This is a genomic window from Humitalea sp. 24SJ18S-53 (assembly GCF_050632385.1).
Lineage (GTDB): Bacteria > Pseudomonadota > Alphaproteobacteria > Acetobacterales > Acetobacteraceae > Humitalea.
Genome location: NZ_CP192599.1, coordinates 3,447,879 through 3,470,060, shown reverse-complemented (window position 1 = coordinate 3,470,060; position 22,182 = coordinate 3,447,879). Strand labels below are relative to the sequence as shown.

24 protein-coding genes are annotated in these 22,182 nt (G+C 69.7%); 16 read left to right on the top strand and 8 right to left on the bottom strand.

All coding sequences use genetic code 11. The features are described from left to right. The first annotated feature begins 18 nt into the window (after nt 1-18). The gene (locus tag ACQW02_RS16565) at nt 19-1,050 is read left to right on the top strand and encodes an amidohydrolase family protein (protein ID WP_431281022.1); all 1,032 of its coding nucleotides are present in this window, start codon (nt 19-21) and stop codon (nt 1,048-1,050) included. On the opposite strand, the gene ACQW02_RS16560 is transcribed toward ACQW02_RS16565, so the two are convergent. After that, entirely contained in the window at nt 1,051-2,145 is a 1,095-nt protein-coding gene (locus ACQW02_RS16560; protein ID WP_431281021.1) for a TRAP transporter substrate-binding protein, read from the bottom strand. A gap of 155 nt (nt 2,146-2,300) precedes the next feature. Between ACQW02_RS16560 and ACQW02_RS16555 the strand changes: the two genes are divergently transcribed. The 7 genes from ACQW02_RS16555 to ACQW02_RS16525 all read left to right on the top strand — a co-directional run bounded on the left by ACQW02_RS16555 (nt 2,301) and on the right by ACQW02_RS16525 (nt 10,610). Further along, nucleotides 2,301-2,786: an MOSC domain-containing protein gene (locus ACQW02_RS16555; protein WP_431281020.1), complete on the top strand. Its 486-nt coding sequence runs from the start codon at nt 2,301-2,303 to the stop codon at nt 2,784-2,786. Between the two features lie 252 nt (nt 2,787-3,038). Beyond that, nucleotides 3,039-3,980, top strand: coding sequence for a PDR/VanB family oxidoreductase (locus ACQW02_RS16550; protein ID WP_431281019.1), 942 nt, complete (start codon nt 3,039-3,041; stop codon nt 3,978-3,980). A gap of 21 nt (nt 3,981-4,001) precedes the next feature. Continuing rightward, complete coding sequence (locus ACQW02_RS16545; protein WP_431281018.1) at nt 4,002-4,577, top strand: helix-turn-helix domain-containing protein; 576 nt, start codon at nt 4,002-4,004, stop codon at nt 4,575-4,577. After that, entirely contained in the window at nt 4,574-5,422 is an 849-nt protein-coding gene (locus ACQW02_RS16540) for an alpha/beta fold hydrolase (RefSeq protein ID WP_431281017.1), read from the top strand. The genes ACQW02_RS16545 and ACQW02_RS16540 overlap by 4 nt, the downstream gene beginning before the upstream one ends. Continuing rightward, on the top strand, nt 5,422-7,821 hold the full coding sequence (locus tag ACQW02_RS16535; protein WP_431281016.1) for a hypothetical protein: 2,400 nt from the start codon (nt 5,422-5,424) through the stop codon (nt 7,819-7,821). Before ACQW02_RS16540 ends, ACQW02_RS16535 begins: the two co-directional genes overlap by 1 nt. Then, entirely contained in the window at nt 7,818-8,732 is a 915-nt protein-coding gene (locus ACQW02_RS16530; protein WP_431281015.1) for a protein-L-isoaspartate O-methyltransferase family protein, read from the top strand. Before ACQW02_RS16535 ends, ACQW02_RS16530 begins: the two co-directional genes overlap by 4 nt. A gap of 264 nt (nt 8,733-8,996) precedes the next feature. Then, on the top strand, nt 8,997-10,610 hold the full coding sequence (locus ACQW02_RS16525; protein ID WP_431281014.1) for a peptide chain release factor 3: 1,614 nt from the start codon (nt 8,997-8,999) through the stop codon (nt 10,608-10,610). A 3-nt stretch (nt 10,611-10,613) separates the two neighbouring features. Here the strand turns inward: ACQW02_RS16525 and ACQW02_RS16520 are convergent, their stop codons facing one another. Further along, on the bottom strand, nt 10,614-11,930 hold the full coding sequence (locus ACQW02_RS16520; RefSeq protein WP_431281013.1) for an NtaA/DmoA family FMN-dependent monooxygenase: 1,317 nt from the start codon (nt 11,928-11,930) through the stop codon (nt 10,614-10,616). A 149-nt stretch (nt 11,931-12,079) separates the two neighbouring features. Between ACQW02_RS16520 and ACQW02_RS16515 the strand changes: the two genes are divergently transcribed. Next, nucleotides 12,080-13,048, top strand: coding sequence for a TRAP transporter substrate-binding protein (locus ACQW02_RS16515; protein ID WP_431281012.1), 969 nt, complete (start codon nt 12,080-12,082; stop codon nt 13,046-13,048). Between the two features lie 2 nt (nt 13,049-13,050). On the opposite strand, the gene ACQW02_RS16510 is transcribed toward ACQW02_RS16515, so the two are convergent. The 6 genes from ACQW02_RS16510 to ACQW02_RS16485 form a co-directional block, all read right to left on the bottom strand. Further along, a complete protein-coding gene (locus ACQW02_RS16510; RefSeq protein WP_431281011.1) occupies nt 13,051-13,371 on the bottom strand; it encodes a YkvA family protein in 321 nt (106 codons plus the stop codon). Between the two features lie 62 nt (nt 13,372-13,433). After that, nucleotides 13,434-15,227 carry an ABC-F family ATP-binding cassette domain-containing protein gene (locus ACQW02_RS16505; RefSeq protein WP_431281010.1) on the bottom strand — a complete coding sequence of 598 codons (1,794 nt, stop codon included), beginning with the start codon at nt 15,225-15,227 and terminating at the stop codon, nt 13,434-13,436. A gap of 52 nt (nt 15,228-15,279) precedes the next feature. After that, entirely contained in the window at nt 15,280-15,720 is a 441-nt protein-coding gene (locus ACQW02_RS16500; protein ID WP_431281009.1) for a hypothetical protein, read from the bottom strand. 34 nt (nt 15,721-15,754) lie between these two features. Then, a complete protein-coding gene (locus ACQW02_RS16495; RefSeq protein ID WP_431281008.1) occupies nt 15,755-16,102 on the bottom strand; it encodes a Rieske (2Fe-2S) protein in 348 nt (115 codons plus the stop codon). After that, the gene (locus tag ACQW02_RS16490; RefSeq protein ID WP_431281007.1) at nt 16,099-16,512 is read right to left on the bottom strand and encodes an EVE domain-containing protein; all 414 of its coding nucleotides are present in this window, start codon (nt 16,510-16,512) and stop codon (nt 16,099-16,101) included. Before ACQW02_RS16490 ends, ACQW02_RS16495 begins: the two co-directional genes overlap by 4 nt. A gap of 49 nt (nt 16,513-16,561) precedes the next feature. Beyond that, nucleotides 16,562-16,852: a YciI family protein gene (locus tag ACQW02_RS16485; RefSeq protein WP_431281006.1), complete on the bottom strand. Its 291-nt coding sequence runs from the start codon at nt 16,850-16,852 to the stop codon at nt 16,562-16,564. Nucleotides 16,853-16,923: 71 nt separating this feature from the next. Here ACQW02_RS16485 and ACQW02_RS16480 point away from each other — a divergent pair, with 71 nt between their 5' ends. Genes ACQW02_RS16480 through ccmI form a run of 7 tightly spaced genes read left to right on the top strand, consistent with a single transcriptional unit; the run spans nt 16,924 to nt 22,178 of the window. Then, nucleotides 16,924-17,724, top strand: a complete 801-nt coding sequence (locus ACQW02_RS16480) for a heme ABC transporter permease (RefSeq protein WP_431281005.1) — start codon at nt 16,924-16,926, stop codon at nt 17,722-17,724. Beyond that, on the top strand, nt 17,721-17,861 hold the full coding sequence (ccmD, locus tag ACQW02_RS16475; RefSeq protein ID WP_431281004.1) for a heme exporter protein CcmD: 141 nt from the start codon (nt 17,721-17,723) through the stop codon (nt 17,859-17,861). The genes ACQW02_RS16480 and ccmD overlap by 4 nt, the downstream gene beginning before the upstream one ends. Further along, entirely contained in the window at nt 17,861-18,403 is a 543-nt protein-coding gene (gene ccmE, locus ACQW02_RS16470; RefSeq protein WP_431281003.1) for a cytochrome c maturation protein CcmE, read from the top strand. Before ccmD ends, ccmE begins: the two co-directional genes overlap by 1 nt. Then, nucleotides 18,400-20,367 (top strand): heme lyase CcmF/NrfE family subunit, encoded by a 1,968-nt coding sequence (locus ACQW02_RS16465; RefSeq protein ID WP_431281002.1) that lies wholly within the window; start codon nt 18,400-18,402, stop codon nt 20,365-20,367. Before ccmE ends, ACQW02_RS16465 begins: the two co-directional genes overlap by 4 nt. After that, nucleotides 20,364-20,930, top strand: coding sequence for a DsbE family thiol:disulfide interchange protein (locus tag ACQW02_RS16460; protein WP_431281001.1), 567 nt, complete (start codon nt 20,364-20,366; stop codon nt 20,928-20,930). Before ACQW02_RS16465 ends, ACQW02_RS16460 begins: the two co-directional genes overlap by 4 nt. Next, nucleotides 20,923-21,381 (top strand): cytochrome c-type biogenesis protein, encoded by a 459-nt coding sequence (locus tag ACQW02_RS16455; protein ID WP_431281000.1) that lies wholly within the window; start codon nt 20,923-20,925, stop codon nt 21,379-21,381. The genes ACQW02_RS16460 and ACQW02_RS16455 overlap by 8 nt, the downstream gene beginning before the upstream one ends. After that, nucleotides 21,381-22,178: a c-type cytochrome biogenesis protein CcmI gene (ccmI, locus tag ACQW02_RS16450; protein ID WP_431280999.1), complete on the top strand. Its 798-nt coding sequence runs from the start codon at nt 21,381-21,383 to the stop codon at nt 22,176-22,178. The genes ACQW02_RS16455 and ccmI overlap by 1 nt, the downstream gene beginning before the upstream one ends. The last annotated feature ends 4 nt before the right edge of the window (nt 22,179-22,182 follow it).

The following is a 22,182-nucleotide window of genomic DNA, read 5'->3' as shown; positions in this document are numbered from 1 at the left end:
CAAGGGGAGGCCGCGGCCATGACATTCATCTGCGACACATCATCGACCTGCGGCTGCGTCTCCCGCCGTGGCCTGTTTGCGGGGCTGGGCGCCCTGGCCCTGGCTGGCAGGGCTGTCGCCCAACCGGCCCCGCATCGCATCGACGTCCATCACCACCTGTCCCCACCCGCCTATATCCAGCGCCTGTCGCCCCGGATGCCGCTGGCGCCGGTGCAGGCGAACTGGACGGTCGCCAAGACGCTGGACGACATGGACAAGGCAGGCACCGCCACCGCCATCCTGACCGTCGCGACCCCGGGCTTCTGGTTCGGCGATGTGCAGGAAGCCCGCGACCTGGTGCGTGCCTCCAACGACTATGCCGCCAGCCTGGTGCGCGACAACGGCCGCCGCTTCGGCATGTTCGCGGCCCTGCCCCTGCCCGATGCGGAAGGATCGCTGGTCGAGATCGCCTATGGCCTGGACACGCTGAAGGCCGATGGCATCGGGCTCTACACCTCCTACGAGAACAAGTGGCTCGGCGACCCGGCCTTTACGCCCGTGCTGGAGGAATTGAACCGGCGAAAATCCGTGGTCTACGTCCACCCCGTCACCAATGCCTGCTGCGGCAACCTGCTGCCGGGCGTGCCCGACAATGCGATCGAATTTGGCACCGACACCACGCGGACGATCGCCTCGCTCGTCTTCAGCGGCGCGGCGCAGCGCTTCCCCGACATCCAATGGATTTTCAGCCACGCCGGCGGGACGATGCCGTTCCTGATCGAACGCTTCGACTTCCTGGCGGCCTCCGGCCCCAACCGGCAGCGCTTTCCGCAAGGCGTGCGGCAATACCTGCGCGGGTTCCACTACGATCTGGCGCAGTCGTCCAACCCCTCCGCGGTCGGGGCGCTGCGGTTGGCGGCGCCGGTGTCGCAGATGCTCTACGGGACCGACTACCCGTATCGCACCAGCGAGGAACACGTCCGCAACCTGGCGACGGCGGGGTTTTCGGCTGAGGAACTGGCGATGGTCGAACGCGACAATGCGCGGCGCCTGTTGCCGCGCATCGCGTGACTACCGCTGATTTTGGCGCCGCAACCGCAGCATCATCGCATCGAAGGCGAAATCCGACACGGACAGGTAGCCATAGGACCGGTCCCGGAACGCCACCTGGCTGTCCAGCAATTCCTTGAACTTCGGGTTCGCCGCCGATTGCTCGGCGAACACCTCCTGCGTCGCGCGATAGGCGGCGTCGATGATGTCGTTCGGAAAGGCGCGCAGGGCGACGCCATTGGCGACCAGGCGATACAGCGCCTCGACATTCTTGTAGTCATACTCGGCCAGCATGCGCGTGGTGGCGGCACCGCAGGCCGCCTCCAGCGCCGCCTGATAGGCGCGCGGCAGGCTGTTCCATTTCTCCAGGTTGATGAAGGCGTGGAACACCGCCCCACCCTCGCCCCAGCCCGGGTAGTAGTAATTCTTGGCGACCTTGTCGAAGCCGAGCTTCGCGTCGTCATACGGCCCGATGTATTCCACCGCGTCGATCGCGCCGCGTTCCAGCGCCGGATAGATGTCGCCCGGCGCCAATTGCTGCGGCACGACGCCCAGCTTCGCCATGACATTGCCGGCCAGCCCCGCGACGCGGAATTTCAGCCCGCGCAGGTCGTCGACATTGCGCAATTCGCGGCGGAACCAGCCGCCCATCTGGTTGCCCGTGTTGCCGCAGGGGATGCCGTAGCAATTGTACTGCGCCAGCACGGTGTTCAGCATCTCATTCCCGCCGCCATGGTAGAACCACGCGTGCTGCTGCCGCACGTTCAGCATGAAGGGCACGGTGGTGGCGAAGGCCATGGCGGAATCGCGCCCGGTGAAGAACAACCCGCCCGTGTGCGCCATCTCCACCGCGGCATTCTGCACGGCATCCAGCGCCTGCAACCCCGGCACCAATTCGCCGGCCGAAAACGGCGTGATGCGGAAGCGGCCATCGGTCATCTCGCTGACCAGGCGGCACATGTATTCGCTGGTGCCCCAGGTGATATCGAGCGGCCGTGTGAAGGACGATGTCAGCCGCCAGCGGATCTCCGGCATGCTTTGCGCCAGGGCCGGCGCCGCCAATGTGGCAGCCGCGGGCGCGGCCAGGGAGGTTGCGACGAGCAGGCGACGGCGCATGGGCGGGGGCCTCCGGCACGGGATGTGCCTAGCCCACTAGGCAACCCATGTGCCACGACGGAAAACCTGGACCCAGGCTACCCGGCCGTGACAAATGGACAGAGACTAGGCAACATGTTGCCCAATATGCCGCCACCTAGCAGGAGACCCGACGCGTGACCGTGACCCCGACCTGGATCGGCCTTGCCACCCACCTGCACATCACCCCCCGCGCCTTCCTGCCGATGCAGGCGATGGAGGAAATCACCCTCGTCCCCGGCAAGGGCATCGCCGGCGACCGCTACATGATCGGCATCGAGCAAGGCTTCTACTCCGACAAGCCGGAAGACGGCCGCCAGATCACGCTGTTCGAGGAAGAGGCCCTCGCCTGCATCCTGCGCGACTTCAAGATCGACATGCCGCCCGAAGAACACCGCCGCAACGTCACCACCCGCGGCGTGCCGCTGAACCACCTGGTCGGCCGCCGCCTCTACCTGGGCGACTGCCTGCTGGAAGCCACCCGCCTGTCCTTCCCCTGCCGCCATATCGAGGAAATCCTGGACAAGGCGGTGTTCGACCCGATGGTCCACCGCTCCGGCCTGAACTGCCGCATCCTGGAAGGCGGCACCGTGCGCGTCGGCGACAGCATCCGGCCGGCGTAGCCAGGTGGTGGGGGTGCGCCTTGAGAGGGGCTTTGCCCCTCTCAAACTCTCCCCACCAGGGGCCGCCGCCCCTGGACCGGCGCGATGTATTGGCAAAATAAAGAGAGGGGCACCGGGCACCCTTGATCAATGGCGCCCCCGTGGCGCCCCTCTCTTTATTTTGCCAAACGCCGTGGGTTCCAAGGGGCCACGGCCCCTTGGTGGGGGAGGTGTGGAGGGGGCAAAGCCCTCTCCACGGACCACCCAACCCTGATGGCCCGTCGCATCGCCCTACGCGTCCTGCGCGCCGTCCCGGACGGGCCGGGCATTCGTCGGCTGGTCTTGGCCGATCCGGATGGTTGGCCGCTGCCGCGTTGGCGGCCGGGGGCGCATATCGATTTGCATCTGCCGAACGGGTTGGTGCGGGCTTATTCCTTGTGTGGCGACCCGGCGGAACCGCGCGCCTGGACGGTGGCGGTGAAGCGGGAGGCGGATAGCCGGGGCGGCAGCGCCTGGCTGCATGAGGCGCTGGCCGAGGGCGATGCGCTGGAGGCCTCGGCCCCGCGCTGCACCTTTCCGCTGGCGGCGGAGGCGGTGCGGCATGTGTTCATCGCCGGCGGCATCGGGGTCACGCCGTTCTTGCCGATGGCGCTGACCCTGCTGCGCGCGGGCGGGGATTTTCGGCTGCATCTGCTGCATCGCGGCCCGCCGCCGCTGGCCGATGCGCTGGCGCCGCTGGTCGCGGCCGGGCGTGCGGTGCTGCACGACACCGAGGCGGCGCCACGCCCGGCCCTGGCGGAGCTGATCGGCCCGCCGGGGCAGGGCGTCCAGGCCTATGCCTGCGGCCCCGAAAACCTGCTGGACGGGTTTGCCGAAGCCACCGCCGACTGGCTCGAGGGCACGGCTCAGGTCGAACACTTCCACCCGCCGATCCTGCCCCCTGACCCCGATGCCCGCCCCTTCACCCTGGTCCTGGCCCGGACGGGGGACGAGGTCGCGCTACCCGCCGGCGCCGACCTGGTCGCCGCCATCCGCGCCCTGGGCGGTGCGGTCGATACGTCGTGCGAGGGCGGCATCTGCGGCGCCTGCCGCGTCCGTTGGCTGGAGGGTGCGCCGATCCACCGCGACCGCGTGCTGCGCCCGGCCGAACGCGCGACCGACCTGATCGCCTGCGTCGCCGCCTGCGCCGGCGGGCGCCTGGTGCTGGACCTGTAGGGACAGGCTACAAGCCATTTCATGCGCGCCTTGCGACTCCGGCCTGCCCCCAATGAGATGGCGCCCGACCTGCTGCCGCCGACCCTGCGCGGGCTGCGCGCCGCGCGTGGGCTGACCCTGGACGGGTTGGCGGCGGCGACCGGTCTGGACAAAGGCTACCTGTCCCGCGTCGAGCGCGGCCAGAAGGCGCCGTCGATCGCGACGGTGCTGAAGCTGTCCACGGCGCTCGGCGTGCCGGTCGGCGAGTTGTTCGGCCAGAGCCTGGCGCCGGACGCCGTGCGCGTGACCCGCGCCGCGGCGGTCGAACCCGGCCAGGGCTTCACCCCCCTGACCCCCGGCGGCGGCGCGATCGAGGCGTTTTTGCTGCACCCCGGCCCCGACTTCCCCGATGGCAGCGCCGAGGACCCGGTGCCGCAACACGATGGCCACGAGGTCTTTCACGTCCTGGCCGGACGTGTGGAGCTGCGCTTCGCCGACCGCGACCTGGTGCTGGATGCCGGGGACACCGCCCAGTTTGCCGGGCACCTGCCGCACCTGGTGCGCCGGGTCGGGACCGCCCCGGCCATCGTGCTGGTCGCGGTGGCGCGGGAAAAATGACCAGGCGCCGCGCGCTGTTGGCGGGGGCGCTGGGCGCGGCCCTGCCGGGGACAGCCCGGGCCGAAAGCCGCTTCTTCGCGACATCGGATGGCGTGCGGCTGCATTACCTGGAGGCCGGGCAGGGGCCGACCATCGTCTTCATCCCCGGCTGGTGCATGCCCGCCTGGATTTTTACGCCACAGGTGGAGGCGCTGTCGCGGCGCCATCGCGTTGTGGTGCTGGACCCGCGCGGCCAGGGCCAGTCGGCCGTGCCGGCCGGTGGCTACGAACCCGGCCGCCGGGGCCGCGACATCGGCGACCTGATCGGCCGGCTCGGCCCGGGGCGGGTGGTGCTGGCGGGCTGGTCGCTTGGGGTGCTCGATGCGCTGTCCTGGCTGAACCAGTCGGGTGATGCCAAGCTGGCGGGCCTGGTGTTGATCGACAATTCGGTGGGCGAGGGCGTGCCGCCGCCGCCGCGCCAATCGAACTTCTTCGCCAACCTGCGCCGGGCGCGCAACACCACCGTCCAGGGGTTCTGCGCCAGCATGTTCAAGACGCCGCAAACCCCCGCCTACCTGGCCGCCTTGTCGCGCGACGCGCAAAAGATGCCGGTGGATGCCAGCATCGCCCTGCTGTCCTATCCGCGCCCGCGCGAGTTCTGGCGCGACAGCCTCTACAGCACGCGCCGCCCGGTGCTCTATGCCGTGACGCCGCGCTTTCGCGGCCAGGCGGAACTGGTCGCCTCCCGTCACGCGGCCGCGACGGCCGATATCTACGACGACGCGGGCCATGCGCTCTTCGTCGATGCGGCGGGGCGGTTCAACGCCAGCCTGGATGCTTTCCTGCCCCGCGCGGCCTGGCGCTGATGGGCGGCCTGCTGCCGCTGTTCCTGATCTCGGCCGCCGCGGTCGGGGTCGAGATCGCCTTGACCCGTTTCTTCGCCGTCGCCTCCTGGTCCGAGTATGGCTACTGGGTCATTTCCATCGCCATGACCGGCTTTGCCGTCGCAGGCGTGGTGATGGTCCTGGCACGCGAATGGTTCTTGCGTGGCGCGCCCTGGATGCTGCCCGCGCTGCCGCTGGCGATGCTGGCCGTGGGGGCGGGCGGCTGGATCGCGGTGGCGGACAATCCGTTCAACCCGCTGGCGCTGCAAAACCCCGCGACGGCTGGGGCGCAGCTTTGGCACATCGCGGGCTATTACGCCGCGCTCTTCCCGTTCTTCTTCCTCGCCGGGCTGGCGGTGTCGTTGAATTTCGTCGTGCGGGCCAAGGAAGTCGGGCGGGTCTATGGCTACGACCTGATCGGCGCCGGGGCGGGGGCGTGCCTGGCCTTGCTGTTGATGTTCGTGCTGCATCCCTTCTGGCTGATCCCCGCACTTCTGCCGCTGCTGGCGCTGGCCGCGGCCTTGTCGGGCGGCACGCGCTGGCGCATCGCGGCGGTGGGCGTGCTGGCGGGCGGGATGTCGGCGGCATTGTTCATCGCGTCGCCCAGGGTCAGCGAATACAAGCCGATCTACGCCCCCCTGCATGTCCAGGACGGGCGCGTGGTGGCGGAGGTTCTGACCCCGCGCGGCGTCTACCTGCTGCTCGACAATTTCACGGAACGCCTGGACACCGACGTATCGAACAACGCCGGCATGATGGGCCTGCCGGCACCGCCGCGCGGCTTTGGCCTGTATCGCGACGGCGCCCGCATCGCGACCTTGCCGATGGAAGCCCCCACCGCCGGGCATGCCCCGGCGGCACTGGATGCAGCCCCTTATGCCTTGCTGGCGGCACCCCGCGTCCTGGCGCTGGGCGCCGCGGGCGGGTTTCGCGGCGCCGAGGCCCTGGCGCTCGGCGCGTCTTCGGTCACGCTGATCGAACCCGAACCCTTCCTGCGCCGCGCCTTCCGTGCCGGGATCGGCCCATCGCCGGCGCCGCTGCCCGATCCACGCATCACCCTGTCGCCGGCGCATCCGCTGACCGCCGCCGGCAGCTTCGACCTGGTGGATATCGCCGGCGACTTTTTGGGTGCCGACGACCTGAACCGCCACGCCTATACGCGTGAGGCGATGGCCGCGTGGATCCAGCGCCTGGCGCCGGGCGGAATGCTGTCGCTGCCGATCACCATCCGCGAATGGCCCGTCCATGCCGTGCGGGTCGTGGCGACCGCCGCCGCCGCCCTGCGCGCTGCTGGCATCGCCGATCCGGCCGCACACCTGGTGGTCATCCGATCGGCCTGGAACCTGCGGGTGCTGGTCGGGCGCGATCCCTTCTCGCCAGAGGCCGTGGCGCTGCTCGTCGCCTTCGCCGAGGCGCGATCCTTCGACATTTCCTACGCCCCCGGCCTGGACCTGACGGATCGCAACATCTGGAACGACCTGCCCGCCGTGTCGCTGGCCAGCGAAGGCGTGGAAACCGGCGGCGCCGCCACCGACGCGGTGGCACAGGAAGTCGCCTGGCTTCTGGCCGGCACCACGCCCGCCGATGGTTCCGACGCGCCTTCGCGCGATGGCTTCGACCGCACGCCACTGACCGCCGACCGCCCCTGGCTCAGCCCCCTGGTGCGCCTGGCCGCCCTGCCGGCGGCGCTGGCGCTGATCGAGGTTTTGCCGCAGTCGGAAATCGGCCTGCTGGTGAATGTCGCGGTGCTGGCCCAGGCGGCCTTGCTGGCGCTGCTGGTGATGGCGCTGCCGCTGCTGGCGCGCGGTGCGCTGCGCGTGCCGCCCGCCATCATGGGCCGTGCGCTGGTGTATTTCCCGGCGCTCGGCCTTGGCTTCCTGATGATCGAGATCGCCGCGATCGAACATGCGGCCCTGTTGTTGGGCGACCGCACGGCCGCCTTTGCCCTGGTGCTGACGACCATGCTGGTCGCCTCCGGCCTTGGCGCGCTTTGGGCCGGGCGGGTGCGGCTGCCGGCCCGCGCCCTGGCCGTGGCGGTCGCCATCGCGGTCGCTTGGTGCGCCCTGGCCATCGGCTTCGCGCATCCCGCCATCCTGGCGGTGCTGGACCTACCCTGGGTCGCACGGGCGGGGCTGCTGGTGCTGGCGCTGGCGCCGCTGTCGGTCGCACTCGGTCTGCCCTTCCCGCTGGGGCTGGACCGCTTCCAAGCCGAGGGTCCGGCCATGCTGCCCTGGGCCTGGGCGCTGAACGGGGCATTTTCGGTGGTGGCGACGCCATTGGCCAATCTGATGGGGCATGGGCTTGGCCTCGCGGCCGTAGGGGCCGTAGGCTTGGTCTGTTACACCGCGTCGCTGATCGCCTGGCCCCGGAGCCCAAGATGACATTCAACCGTCGCGCCCTGCTCGCCAGCCTGGCCATTCCGACCTTGGCCATCCCGGCCTTGGCCCGGGCCCAAACCCCGGTGCCCCCCTGGACGCGTGATGCCTATATCGCGGCCATGCGCGAAAGCGGCCGCCCGACGGACATCTCCGAGGCCTCCTTCCAGGCCATCCAGGCGCGCAAGCCCGCCGCCATGCGCCGCATCCAGGACTACCTGGCCCGCCGCTTCCCCGAGGCCGACCCCGCCGTGCTGCGCGCCTTCGCCGAGGTGCCGCGCGAATACTTCCACTACATGTACGAAGGCCCCCGCGCCGCCGCCGGCGATGCCTATGAGGCGGAGGCAAAGCCCTGGGCCGTCGGCTTCGGTTCGGCGCTGTCGGATTACCTGGGCCAGGCCTACATGACCCAGGTCTGCGCGCCGCAGCCCGACCATGTGGTGCTGGAAATCGGCACCGGATCGGGCTTCCAGTCGGCGCTGCTGTCGCGGATCGTGGCCAAGCAATATTCGATCGAGATCATCGAACCGCTCGGCCGCGGCGTCGCGCCGATCTTCCGCCCCCTGGGCTACACCAATGTCGAAACCCGCGTCGGCGACGGCTTTTTCGGCTGGCCGGAAGTGGCCGGCGGCTTCGACACGATCATCGTGACCTGTGCGGCGCAATACGTGCCGCCGGCGCTGGTGGCGCAGTTGAAGCCGGGCGGGCGGCTGGTGATCCCGATCGGGCAGCCCTTCCGGCGCGGGCAATTCCTCTATGTCTATACCAAGGACGCCGACGGGCGCCTGCGCAGTCGGAAGGATGTCGGCGTCTACTTCATCCCGATGACCGGAACGATGATGCGGACCCCGCGGCCGGCAGGGGTGGAAGGGCCGCCACCGGCACCGGTCCCCGCACCAGCCGCGCCGGCTGGCTGACAGCGGACCGCCACCAGGGGCCGTGGCCCCTTGGAAACCCACGGGATTTGGCGAAATAAAGGAAGGGGCTTCGCTGGCGCGCCAGTGGCCAAGGGCGATCCATGCCCCTCCCTTTATTTTGCCAACACGTCACGCCGGTCCAGGGGCGGCGGCCCCTGGTGGGGAGGTTGGGAGGGGGCAACGCCCTCTCCATGGCGCGCCCTCCCCATATCCCGCCGCCCCGCCCGTGTTGCCTTGGCGCCCCGGCTTCGTCAGAAACCCCCCATGGACCAGATTGCCGCCCCCGGCCACAACGCGCCCCCATCCTCCGACGTCGCTCATGAGGCCGGTCGCCGGCGCACCTTTGCCATCATCGCCCATCCGGACGCCGGCAAGACGACCCTGACGGAGAAACTGCTGCTGCGCGGCGGGGCGATCCAATTGGCCGGCGCGGTGCGCGCCAAGGGCGATCGGCGGCGGACCCGGTCGGACTGGATGAAGATCGAACAGGACCGCGGCATTTCCGTCGCGACCTCGGTCATGACCTTCGAACGCGACAATGTCGTCTTCAACCTGCTCGACACGCCGGGCCACGAAGACTTTTCCGAGGATACCTACCGCACCCTGACCGCCGTGGACGCCGCGGTGATGGTGCTGGACGCGGCCAAGGGGATCGAGGCGCAGACCCGCAAGCTGTTCGAGGTCTGCCGCCTGCGCGACATCCCGATCATCACCTTCATCAACAAGATGGACCGCGACGGGCGCGACCCCTTCGAACTGATCGACGAGATCGAAAAGACCCTGGCGCTCGACGCCGCCCCGGTCGCCTGGCCGGTCGGGCTGGGCCGCGAGTTCGTTGGCACCTACGACATGCTGCGGCCGTCGCTGCACCTGATGGCCGATGGTGCCGGCCCGCAGACATTGACCGGGCTGGACGACCCAAGGCTTGAAGCGGCGGTGCCGAAAAACCTGGTCGAGGGATTGCGGGAAGGCGCCGAACTGGCCTCCGCCCTGTCCACCTTTGATGAGGCCGCCTTCCTGCAAGGCACCATGACCCCGGTCTATTTCGGTTCGGCCCTGCGCGATTTCGGCGTCGGCCACTTGCTGGACGGCCTGGCCCGCCACGCCCCGCCGCCGCGCCCGCGCGCCGCCGATACGCGCGAAGTGCAACCCGACGAACCCGCGCTGACCGGCTTCGTCTTCAAGATCCAGGCGAACATGGACCCGAACCACCGGGACCGCGTCGCCTTCCTGCGCATCTGTTCAGGCCGCTTGCTGAAGGGCATGCGGCTGAAGCAGGTCCGCACCGGAAAGACCGTGCCGGTCAATGCCCCGCTGTTTTTCTTCGCCCGCGACCGCCAGGTGGCGGAGGAAGCCTTCCCCGGCGACGTCGTCGGCATCGCCAACCACGGCATCCTGCGCATCGGCGATACGCTGACGGAAAGCGAGATGCTGAATTTTCGGGGCGTGCCAAGTTTCGCCCCGGAGATCCTGCGCCGCGTGCTGATCGAAGACGCGATGGCGGCCAAGAAACTCAACAAGGCCCTGGAACAACTGACCGAGGAAGGCGTCGTGCAGATCTTCAAGCCGCTGGATGGCGCCGGCGTCGTCGTCGGCGTGGTCGGCGCGCTGCAACTGGACGTGCTGGGCGCGCGCCTGCTCGCCGAATACGGCGTGCCCGTGCGCTTCGAAAACACCGGCTTCGACATGATGCGCTGGGTCGCCACCGACGACCGCGCGGCCGAGGAGAAATTCCGCCGCGCCAATAGCCACGACATCGCCGAAGACCACGACGGCGCCCTGGTCGCCTTCTTCACCAGCGACTGGCGCCGCCGCCGGGCGATGGAAGAACACCCCGCGCTGCGCTTCGTCGAATTGCGCGAACAGCACGGGGTGTAACGCTCAAAACGCGAGCAGGTTCTGCCGGAACATCGCGTGCTCATAGGCAGTGCGCGTCAGCCCCCGCGCCTGTAGCGCCGGCACCAGCCCGTCCGCGACCTCCGCCAGCGTGCGGCGGCTGACATCGTTCATTGAGAACAGGAATCCGTCGCCGCCAACTTCCTCCATCACCTCGGCCATGCGGCCGGCGATGGTATCGGGGGTGCCGATCAAGTCGACCGATCCCGGATTGCCGCGATAGGACAGCATCGCCTCGCGCAGCGATTTCTTCCCCGCGACGCGCTTGAAGTCGTCGAGTGATTGTTGGTGCCCGTTGGTGTGCAGATCCAACGTGTCGACCGGTGCATCGAGGTCGAAGGCGGAAAAGTCGATGTTGGTAATCTTGCCGAAGAAGGCGAGCAGTTGCGGCACCTGCGCCTCGGCCCGGGCGATGCGCTGGCGGCGGCGCAATTCGGCCTCCTCGGCATCGCCGCCCAGGATCGGATTGACCAGGAACAGCACCTTGATCGTGTCCGGGTTGCGGCCCTGCGCGACGGCGCGGGCGCGCACGTCGTCGCGATAAGCGCGCATCCCCGCCGTGCCCTTCACCGACGCGACGATCGTATCTGAATGCAGGCTGGCGAATTGCTTTCCGCGCGGGCTGCCGCCGGCCTGGGCGATGACCGGGCGTCCCTGCGGGCAGGGGCCGGAATTCAGCGGGCCATGCGTGCGATAGAAGGGGCCCTCGTGGTCTACCGCATGGACCTTGGTGTGATCGACCAGAAGCCCCGATGCGCGATCATTGACGATGGCGCCAGGCTCCCAGGAATCCCACAGGCCGTTCACCGCGGCCATGTAGTCATCGGCCATATCGTAGCGCAGGTCGTGTTCCGGCAGCTTGTCCAAGCCATAGTTCCGCGCTGCCACGTCGCTGCTGCCGGTGACCATGTTCCAGCCGATACGCCCCTGCGACACCTGGTCCAAGGTCGCGATCAGCCGCGCCAGCAGATAGGGCGGATAGGCGAAGGTCGACAGCGTCGGCACGATCCCGATGCGCGACGTTGCCGCCGCCATCAGCGTCGCCATCACCGATGGGTCCTGCCGCGGCACCGACAAGCCGTGCTTGAGGTAGATCTCTCGCGAGCCACCGTAGCTTTCGCCGACGTAACTGCTGTCCTCGATCAGGATGTAGTCGAAGCGGGCGCGTTCCAGGGTGCGTGCCATGTCGCAGAACAGGTCGGGCACCCGCCAGTCGCGTCCGATATCGCCGGTCCAGGGCTCACCCCAGGCCTGCACCGAACTGCCTTGCAGGAACCAACCGAGGTGGAAGGGTTTGGACATGAATGCCGGTTCTCCGATCAGAATGCCGGAAATGATGCAGGCTTCGTGCCGCTCGGCCAGGGGGGAGGGCCGCATGGCTGTTGCAACGGCTGGTCCAGCCCTTTGCCGCCCGGATAACCTGCGGCCGTAGCGCCCCCAGGAGAGCCCCGATGCGTCGTCGTGACTTCGCCCTTCTCGCCCTGGCCACACCAGCCGTCGCACGGGCCCAAGCCGCCGAACGCTGGGACCTGCCGACCGGCTTCATCGACAGCAACTTCCACACCCAGACCCTGCGCGGCTTCTGCGAGGATGTGGCACAGCGCAGCGGCGGCAAGCTGGACATCCGGCTCCATCCGAACAATTCGCTGCTGGCCTTCGCCGGTATTCGCCGCGCGGTGCAGCAGGGGCAGGTGCAGGCGGGCGAAAGCCTGCTGTCGCTGCATGGCAACGAGGATCCGATCCTTGAGGCCGATGCCATCCCCTACCTCGCGGTCGGCTACGACCAGGCGATGACGCTTTACCGGGCGCAACGACCCTTCGTGGATGCGCGCTTCGCGCAGATCGGCTTGCGGTTGCTCTACGCCGTGCCCTGGCCGGGGCAGGGGCTGTACACCAAGGCGCCGGTGACGACCCTGGCCGATCTGCGCGGCATGCGGATGCGCACCCCGACCCCGGCCTCGACCCGCCTCGCCGAACTGATCGGCGCGGTGCCGACGATGGTGCAGTCGGGTGAGGTCGCGCAGGCTTTTGCAACCAATGTGGTGACGGGGATGATGACCTCGGCGCCCACAGGGATCGACACCCAGGCCTGGGAATTCGCGCGGTATTTCTACACGGCGGATTCCTGGCACCCGAAGAATGGCGTGATGGTCAATGCGCGGGCCTTCGACCGGCTGGACCCCGCGGTGAAGACGGCGGTGCTGGAAGCCGCGGCCGCCGCGGAACTGCGCGGCTGGGCGGCGTCCCAGGCATCGGATGTGGCGGCCAAGCAGCGCTTGGTGGCGCAGGGGATGCAGGTGCTGCCCGTGCCACCGGCGCTGGACGCGGAATTCAAGGCGGCGTCGCGCCAGATCGCCGCCACCTGGGCGGCGCGGGCGGGGGAGCCTGGGGCGACGGTGATCCGGGCGATGGGGGGGTAGGGCTACCCGAACAGTTTCTGCACCGACGCCCGCGCCCGTTCCATCACCGCCTCCGTCATCGCCGCATTGGTCGCGACCAGCGCCGCCGTCAGCGCAGCAGCATCATCGGTGAACCCGACGCCCGGCAGGAAATCCGGCACCGCGTCGATCGGCAGCACGAAATAGGCCAGCGCTCCATAGAGGATCATTTTCGTCTGGCGCGGCGTCGCGGGGTCCTGCGCCAGGTGCCAGGCCTTCATGGCTTCCATGGCGACAGCCTCGCCAGCGCGGCGAAAGGCGGCACGGGCGGTGCCCAAGAAACGTTTGGGATCGATCTTGTCCATGCCGGGCAATGTGGCCACCGCACCGGCCCGGCGAAAGATACAGCCCCGGGGTTTTTTCGCGCCTAGCCCTCGACTTCCTCGCGCAGCAATTCCACCCGCAGCCATTCCTCCTCGGCCTCCTCAAGCGCCGTCTGGGCGACGGCCAGGGCGGCGGCGGCCTTGGTGATGGCTTCGGCATCCGCCGCATCCTGCATGGCCATTTCCCGCCGCTTCACGATGGAGGTCAGCCCTGCGATCCGGCTGGGCAGGTTCGCCAGCGCGTGCTGGTCCTTGGGCGACAGGCGCCGACGCGACGGCGGGGGCGCCGCCGCCGCCGCCGGTGCCGCGCGTTCCTTCACGGCGCGCTCCAACGCACGCGCCTGGACGCCCTGGCCCCGCTGGGCCACCATGTCGGAATACCCGCCGGCATAGGCCTGCCAGCGGCCCTCACCCTCCCAGGCGATGATCGCCGTCGCCACGCGATCCAGCACGTCGCGGTCGTGGCTGACCAGCAGGATGGTCGCTGGGTGGTCGGCCAAGACCTCCTGCAACAGATCCAGGGTTTCGAGGTCGAGGTCGTTGGTCGGTTCGTCCAGCACCAGCAGGTTCGCGGGTTTTGCGAGCGCCGCGGCCAACAGCAAGCGCCCACGCTCGCCACCGGACAGCGCACTGACCGGCGTCCGCGCCTGGTCCGGGGTGAACAAGAAGTCCTTCATGTAGCCGATGACGTGGCGGCGCTGGTCGCCGACCTCCACCATGTCGCCCCGCCCGCCGGTCAGGGTTTCCGCGACGCCCTTGTCGGGGTTCAGCGCCGCCCGGGTCTGGTCCAAGGTCACCATGGTCAGGGCCGAGCCCAGCCGCACACTTCCCGAATCCGGCGCCATCCGCCCGGTCAGCAGGTTCAGCAGCGTGGTCTTGCCCGCGCCATTCGGCCCGACGATGCCGATCCGGTCGCCGCGCAGGATGCGGACGGAAAGATCGGTGATGATCGGCCGATCGCCGAACGACTTGGCCAGATCGTCGGCCGCGATCACCAGGCTGCCGCTACCGGCGCCCTCGGCCGCGGCGATGCGCGCGACACCGACCGCGCCGCGGCGTTCCTTCTGCACCTTTCGCAATTCGTGCAGGTCGGCCAGGCGCTTGACGTTGCGCTTGCGCCGGGCCGTGACGCCATAGCGCAGCCAGTGTTCCTCGCGCACGATCTTGCGGGCATGCTTGTGGGCTTGCGCCTCCTCCTCCTCCAGCACCTGGTCGCGCCAGGGCTCGAAGGCCGAAAACCCCTGTTCCAGCCGGCGGGTGGTGCCGCGGTCCAGCCAGACCATGCTGCGCGACAGGCGTTGCAAAAAGCGCCGGTCGTGGCTGACCAGCACCAGCGCGCCCTGATAGGCCAGCAAGGTGTCTTCCAGCCATTCGATGGCCGGAAGGTCCAAATGGTTGGTCGGTTCGTCCAGCAGCAGGATATCGGGGTTGGGGGCGATGACGCGGACCAGGGCGGCGCGCTTGGCCTCACCGCCCGACAGGCGCTTCGGGTCTTCGGTGCCATCCAGCCCCAGCCCATGCATCATCGCGGTCATGCGATGGCCGGGGGCGCCCGGATCCAGCCCGGCATCGAGGTAATCTGCGACCGTCGCGAAACCGGCCATGTCCGGCTCCTGCGCCAGCACGCGCAGGGTGGCGCCTGGTTGCAAAAAGCGCGTGCCCTTGTCGGCCTGGGCCAGCCCCGCCGCGATCTTCAGCAGGGTCGATTTGCCCGATCCGTTGCGGCCGACCAGCGCGACTTTTTCGCCCGTGGACACGGACAGCGTGGCCCCATTCAGCAAGGGCGTGTCGCCAAAGTGCAATGAGATATCGGAGAGGAGAAGCAGAGGTGGTGCCATGCGGGGGGCGGTGCGGCCCCTGGCGCCCCGCGTCAAGGGTCTTTTTGGCGCGTCAGGGGCGCAGCGGACGTGGCGTCAAGGGCGCGGGGCCTGGAAGCGGGGGGCGGTTCAGGGGGCGCGTATCCGGCCAGCCGTCATCCCTTCGGCGGTCGTCCAGCGGCCAGCCATCGCCGCCGACCGGCCCCTGGTCGCCGCGCGGCGGATTGGGCCAGCGCGGCACGATCGGCGGCAGATACACATCCGGCATCGGCTGGCTGGCCTGGGGCGCCGGCACCGGCGCGCAATTCGGCCGCAGCACCCCACAATCCCAGGCCCAGCCCGACGGCACCCCGGTCAGGCTGCCGCCCTGGACATAGCCGCAGGAACACAGGCGCTGCGCCATGCACGTGACCTGACCGCGCGTCGCGGGGCCGCAGGCGGGCGGGGTGTCGGATTGGGCTAGGGCCGGCCCCGCCAATCCGGCCAGCAGCAAGGTGCGTAAGATCGGGGCCATGCCCCAGCATCGGCCAGCCCAGGTAAAGCCGGGGTTACCGCCCGGCGCTTTCCGGCACCCAGATCACGCCATCCGCATCCAGCTGATGCGCAACGGCCTCCAACTCATCGCCCAGGCACGGTCCCGCGATGCAGACGCCATCCTCGATCCGGAACCGCGCGCCATGGGCGGTGCAGACGATCTTCTCCTTCCGCCCGTCCAGGAAGCGGTTCGGCTGCATTTCCAGCGGCAGCCCGACATGCGGGCAGGCATTCACGTAGACCCAGACATCCAATCCACGCCTGACCGCGAACAGCCCGGTGAAGCCGCCCGGAGCGGCCGGATAGCCCCGGGCGCCGCCGTCCTCGATCTCCTCCAGCGGCCCCAAGGCGCGTTCGCTCAAGGTTTGACCCCGCCCATCTCGCACAGCATCGCCCAGTGTTCGTCGGACACCGGCCCGACCGACAGCCGCGACAGTCGCACCAGCGCCAGATCGGCAAAACGCGGATCGGCCTTGATCGCGGCCAGGGTCACCGGCGTCTTCAGCGGCTTGCCGGCCTTCACATCCACGCAGACCCAGCGCCCGGTCTCATCGGTCGGATCGGGATAGGCGGTGCGAACGACCGATACGATCCCGACGATCTCCTTGCCGATGTTGGAGTGGTAGAAGAAGCAGGTATCGCCCTTGGCCATCGCGCGCAGGTTGATCGCGGCCGACGCGTTGCGCACGCCGGTCCAGGGTTCGACCTTGTTTTCCACCTGCTGCGGCCAGCCGAAGACATCCGGCTCTGACTTGATCAGCCAATGCGCCATCAGGCGCGGCCCGTTTCGGCCGTCGCCGGCGCGTTTTTACCTTGCGCCATCAAACCTTGGCCCCGTCGCGGAACACCGAGCGGAAGCCGCGCACCACCGTGCTCTCGAACAGCCCCGCCGCTGCATAGGGATCGCCGGCGGCGAAATTCCGCGCGGCCTCCAGGCTCTCGGCCTCGATGATCAGGATGCTGCCGCAGGGGTTGCCATCGGGGCCGAGCACCGGGCCAACGAAGACGAGCTGCGCGGCGGCGGCCTCCAGCCAGGCGACATGGGCCGGCCGGGCGGCCATCCGCACATCCAGCGCTGCGGGACGGTCGGTGCATTGGATCGCGAACAACATGATGGCTTTCTTCCCTTGGCCGATGCGACAGGACGTAACCGGGCGGGCGCACGGCTTCAATCCCGGCGAATATGCGCTACCTTGGGGCGGTGGACACCCTGCCCTCCGCCGCCATCCCCGCCCGCACGGCCGGGTCCTGGCACCGCTTCGCCAATCCGGGCCGGTTCCTCCGGCTGACCGGGCGGCTGCTGCCGTGGCTATGGGGGGCGGCACTGGCCGTGCTGGCCGTCGGGGTCCTATGGGCGCTGGCCTGGTCGCCGCCGGACTGGCAGCAGGGCGAAACGGTCCGCATCCTCTATGTCCATGTGCCGATGGCCTGGCTGGCGATGGGCGGCTACGTCGGGTTGGCGGTTCTGTCGGTCATCGCCCTGGTCTGGCGCCATCCGCTGGCCGATATCGCCGCCCGCGAACTCTCCCCCGTGGGGGCCGCCGCCTGCGCATTGTGTTTGGCGACCGGCAGCCTCTGGGGCCGGCCGATGTGGGGCACCTGGTGGGTCTGGGACGCGCGGCTGACCTCGGTGCTGGTGCTGTTCTTCCTCTGGGCCGGCCACGCTGCCCTGTCGCGCGCCTTCGAGGACCCGGAGCGTGGCGGCCGCGCGGCCGCCATCCTGGCGCTGGTGGGCGTGGTCAATATCCCCATCGTCAAGTTCTCGGTCGATTGGTGGAACACGCTGCACCAACCGGCCAGCGTCACCCGCCTCGCCGCCCCGGGGCTGCATGTGGAGATCCTCTATCCCCTGCTGGTGAACGCCCTCGGGTTCTCGCTGCTCTTCGCCGCCGTCGTGCTGTCGCGCACCCGCGCCGCTGTCATGGAGCGCCGGCTGCGCAGCCTGGAACTCGCCGCCGCGCGCCGCCTGGATGCCGGCGCATGACCCTGCATTGGCTGCATGTGACCGCCGCCTGGGGCCTGGTCGGGGTGGTTTTCGCCGGTTTTGCCTTGCACGCCGCCTGGCGTCATCGGACCGCCCGTGCCCAATTGGCGCTGCTCGACCCGCGGGAAGCGAACTGATGGGCTCCGTTCCCCGCAGCCTCGGCCGCAGCCGCACCCGGCGCCGGTTGCAGGTGCTGTTGCTCTGCGGCCTTGGCCTGGGGGCCGCCGCGGCGCTGTCGCTCGCGGCCTTCCAGGACAATCTGGTCTTCTTCAAAAGCCCCTCCGACATCGCCGCCACCCGGCCCACCGATGGCCGCGCCTTTCGCCTGGGCGGGCTGGTCGAAGCCGGCAGCGTCGAACGCGGCATAGGGCCGACCGGCCAGCCCGATATCCGGTTCCGCGTGACCGATGGCGCGGCGGCGGTGCCCGTCACCTTCGGCGGCGTGCTGCCCGACCTGTTCCGCGAGGGGCAGGGCGTCGTCACCCTCGGCCGCCTGCGCCCGGACGGCGTTTTTGCCGCGCAGGAAGTCCTGGCGCGCCACGATGAATCCTACATGCCGCCGGAGGTCGCGGATGCGCTGAAACGCTCCGGCCATTGGCAGCCCGGGCAGGGCGCGCCGCCCCCGGCCGCGACCTGGAACACACTTCAGCCGACGCCGCCAGCAAGGACCGGTTCATGATCGCCGAACTCGGCCATTTCGCCCTCGCCCTGGCCTGCGCCCTGGCGTTGTTGCAGGCGGTCATTCCGCTCTGGGGCGCGCATCGGCAGGATGCGGCGATGATGGCCACGGCGCCGGCCCTGGCGATCGGCGGGCTGGTCGCGATTCTTTCCGCGTTTGGCGCGCTGATCTGGTGCTTCGTGACCAACGACACCAGCGTGCTGAACGTCGTGCAGAACAGCCATTCGGCGAAGCCGCTGCTCTACAAGATCTCCGGCGCCTGGGGGAACCATGAGGGCTCGATGGTCCTCTGGGTCAGCATTTTGGCGCTCTGCGCAGCGGCGGTCGCGGGCTTCGGGCGCAACCTGCCATCGGCCTTGCAGGCGCGGGTCATTGCCGTGCTGGGCTGGATCTCGCTGGGCTTCCTGCTCTTCATCCTGGCGACGTCGAACCCGTTCGAACGTGTCTGGCCCCCGCCGATGGAAGGGCAGGGCCTGAACCCGCTGTTGCAGGACCCGGGCCTCGCCTTCCATCCACCGCTTCTCTACCTCGGCTACGTCGGCACTGCGGTGACCTTCGCCTTCGCCGTGGCCGCGTTGATCGAGGGCCGGGTCGATGCCGCCTGGGGCCGCTGGGTGCGCCCCTGGGCGCTGGCCTCCTGGGCCTTCCTGACGCTTGGCATCGCGCTGGGGTCCTGGTGGGCCTATTACGAACTCGGCTGGGGCGGGTTCTGGTTCTGGGACCCGGTGGAGAACGCCTCCCTGTTGCCCTGGCTGGCCGGTGCGGCGCTGCTGCATTCCGCCATCGTGGTGGAGAAGCGCGAGGCGCTGAAACTCTGGTCCGTCCTGCTCGCACTCCTGGCCTTCGCCATGAGCCTGCTTGGCACTTTTTTGGTCCGCTCCGGCGTCCTGAACAGCGTGCATGCCTTTGCGAATGACCCGGAGCGTGGGGTCTTCATCCTCGGCCTGCTGTTCTTCTACGCGGGCGGGGCCTTCATCCTCTTCGCCGTACGGGCGCCGACCATGGCGCCGACCGGTGTGTTCGCGCCGATTTCCCGCGAAGGCGGGCTGGTGCTCAACAACCTGCTGCTGTGCTCGATCGCGGCAGTGGTCTTCGTCGGCACGCTCTACCCGATGTTCCTGGATTTGCTGACGGGCGAAAAAATTTCGGTCGGCCCGCCCTTCTTCAACCTGGCCATCGCGCCGCTGGCCGCCGTGCTCTTCGTCGCCATGGCGGCGGGGCCGCTGATGGCCTGGAAACGCGCGAAACTCTGGCCGGTCGTGCAGCGCCTGTGGTGGGCGGCGCTGGCCGCGCTGGGCGCCTTCGTGCTGACCCTTGTCATCGCCGGCTGGAACCCCCTGCCGGCGCTGGGCTTTGCCTTTGGCGCCTGGCTGATCGCCGCCGCCGCCACCGATGTGGCCGACCGCCTGGCGTTCTTCCGCGTGGGGCCGCGCACCGCCTTGCATCGCGCGGCTGGCCTGCCGCGCGCGGTCTGGGGCGGGGCCGTGGCCCATGCGGGGATGGGCGTCACCCTGCTCGGCATCGCCGGGATGGGGCTGGCGACCGACCGCACCGCGGCGATGCGCCCGGGTGAGATCGTGTCGCTCGCCGGCTACGACTTCCGGCTGGACTCGGTCGCGGACGCCACCGGCCCCAACTGGACCAGCCGCCGCGCCACCCTGACCGTCACCCATGGCGGCCACCCCGTCGTGACCCTGCAACCCGAACGGCGCTTCTTCCCGACCGGACGCCAGAACACCACCGAGGCCGCGATCCACACCAATTTCTTCCGCGACATCTACACGGTGATGGGTGAGGAACAGGACGGCCGCGCCGTCATCCGCCTGCACCACAACCCGCTGGCCCCCTGGATCTGGATCGGCGCGGGCATCATGGCGCTTGGCGCCGGGCTGTCCTTGTCGGACCGGCGGGCGCGTGTCTCCGCCCCCGCCCGCCGCGCCGCCCAATCGGCGCTGCGCGCATGAGCGGCACGACTCCCCGCCGGCGCTGGCTGCTTTGGGCGCCGGTCGGCGTGCTGGCGGCCGGCGGTGCGGGCTTCTACGCCATGCTGCGCGGGATGACCGATGGCACCTACCAGCCGCGCGGGGTGCCCTCCGTGCTGGTCGGCCAGCGCCCGCAGGATTTTTCCCTGCCGCCGTTGGTGGATGGCCAGCCCGACCTGACCCAGGCCGATCTGCGCGACCTGCCGCGCCCCGTGCTGGTGAATTTCTGGGCCAGCTGGTGCGTGCCCTGCATCATCGAACACCCGCAACTGATGCGCCTGGCGCGCGACGGGGTGCCGATCTTTGGCGTGAACTATAAGGATCGCGTACCGGCGGCCCGCGCCTTCCTGGCCGAACGCGGCGATCCCTTCGTGAAACTGGGCCGCGACGAACCCGGCCGCCTGGCCATCGACTGGGGCGTCTATGGCGTGCCGGAGACCTATCTGATCGATCGCGGCGGCATCGTGCGCTGGCGCTTCCCGGGCGCGGTGACCCCCGAAGTGCTGCGCGACGACATCCAGCCGCTGCTGCGCCGCTATGCGTAGCCTCCTGGCGCTGGCCCTTGTCGTGCTGCTCTCCGCCCAGGCCAATGCCGTCGGCCGCCCGGAGGACATGCTGCGCGACCCCGTCGCCGAGGCCCGCGCCCGTGCCATCGGCCGCGAACTGCGCTGCATGGTCTGCCAGAACCAATCCATCGAGGACAGCGAGGCCGACATGGCCCGCGACCTGCGCCTGATCGTGCGCGAACAGGTCGCGCGCGGCGCGACCGATGCGCAGGTCACGGAATTCATCCATGCCCGCTACGGCGATTTCGTCCTGCTGCGACCCCCGTTCCAGGTCGGGACCCTGCTGCTTTGGGGCACGCCGCTGATCGTGCTCTTGGGCGGCGGCATCGTCATCGCCCTGCGTAGCCGGCGCCGCGCCGCGGCCGCGCCCCCGCTGTCCGACGCGGAAGCCGCGCGTCTTGCCGAACTGACCGGAGACGGGCGCCGCTGATGGACTGGCTGTTGAAGTTCGGGCTGGCGCTGCTGGCGCTGGTGCCGCTGGTGATCGTGCTGTGGCGCCCGGGCAGCGCACGCGGCCGGGGGGCTGCCGATCTCGCCCTCTATCGCGCCCAACTGGCCGAACTCGACCGCGAACGCGCGGCCGGGCGATTGGACGAGGCCGCCCACGCTGCGGCGGTGCTGGAAGTGCAGCGCCGCCTGCTGGCCGCCCCCGCGACCGGATCGATGCCCGCCAGGCCCAGCCGGTCAGCCGTGTTCCTGCCGGTGCTGCTGCCGCTGGTGCCGGCGGCCGCTCTCGGCCTGTATCTCTGGCACGGCAAGCCCGGCCTGCCGGCCGCGACCTTCGCCGAACGCGCCGTGGTGGCGGCCGAGGATGCGCAGATCGTCAACGACCTCCGCGCCCGGCTGGAACTGCTGCAACCCAATTCGGCGGCGGCGCGGGAAGGGCTGATGCTGCTCGGCACCGCCGAACGCGCGCGCGGCGACGGGGCGGCGGCGGCCGAGGCCTGGACGCGCGCGCTGACCATGCGCTTCGACCCCACCCTGGCCGCCGAACTGATCGAATTGCAGATCGAGCGCCAGGATTTCGCCGCCGCCGATACGCTGCTGCGGCGGTCGCTGGCCCAGGCGCCGCGCGACCCGCGGCTGCGTTTCCTGTCCGGCGCCGTCGCCGCGCGGGCCGGCCGCGCCGCTGATGCACGCGCCGCCTGGACCGCGCTCCTGGCCGATACCCCGCCGGATGCGCCCTGGAAGCCCATCGTGGAACGCGCGATCGCCGCCCTACCGTGAGGAC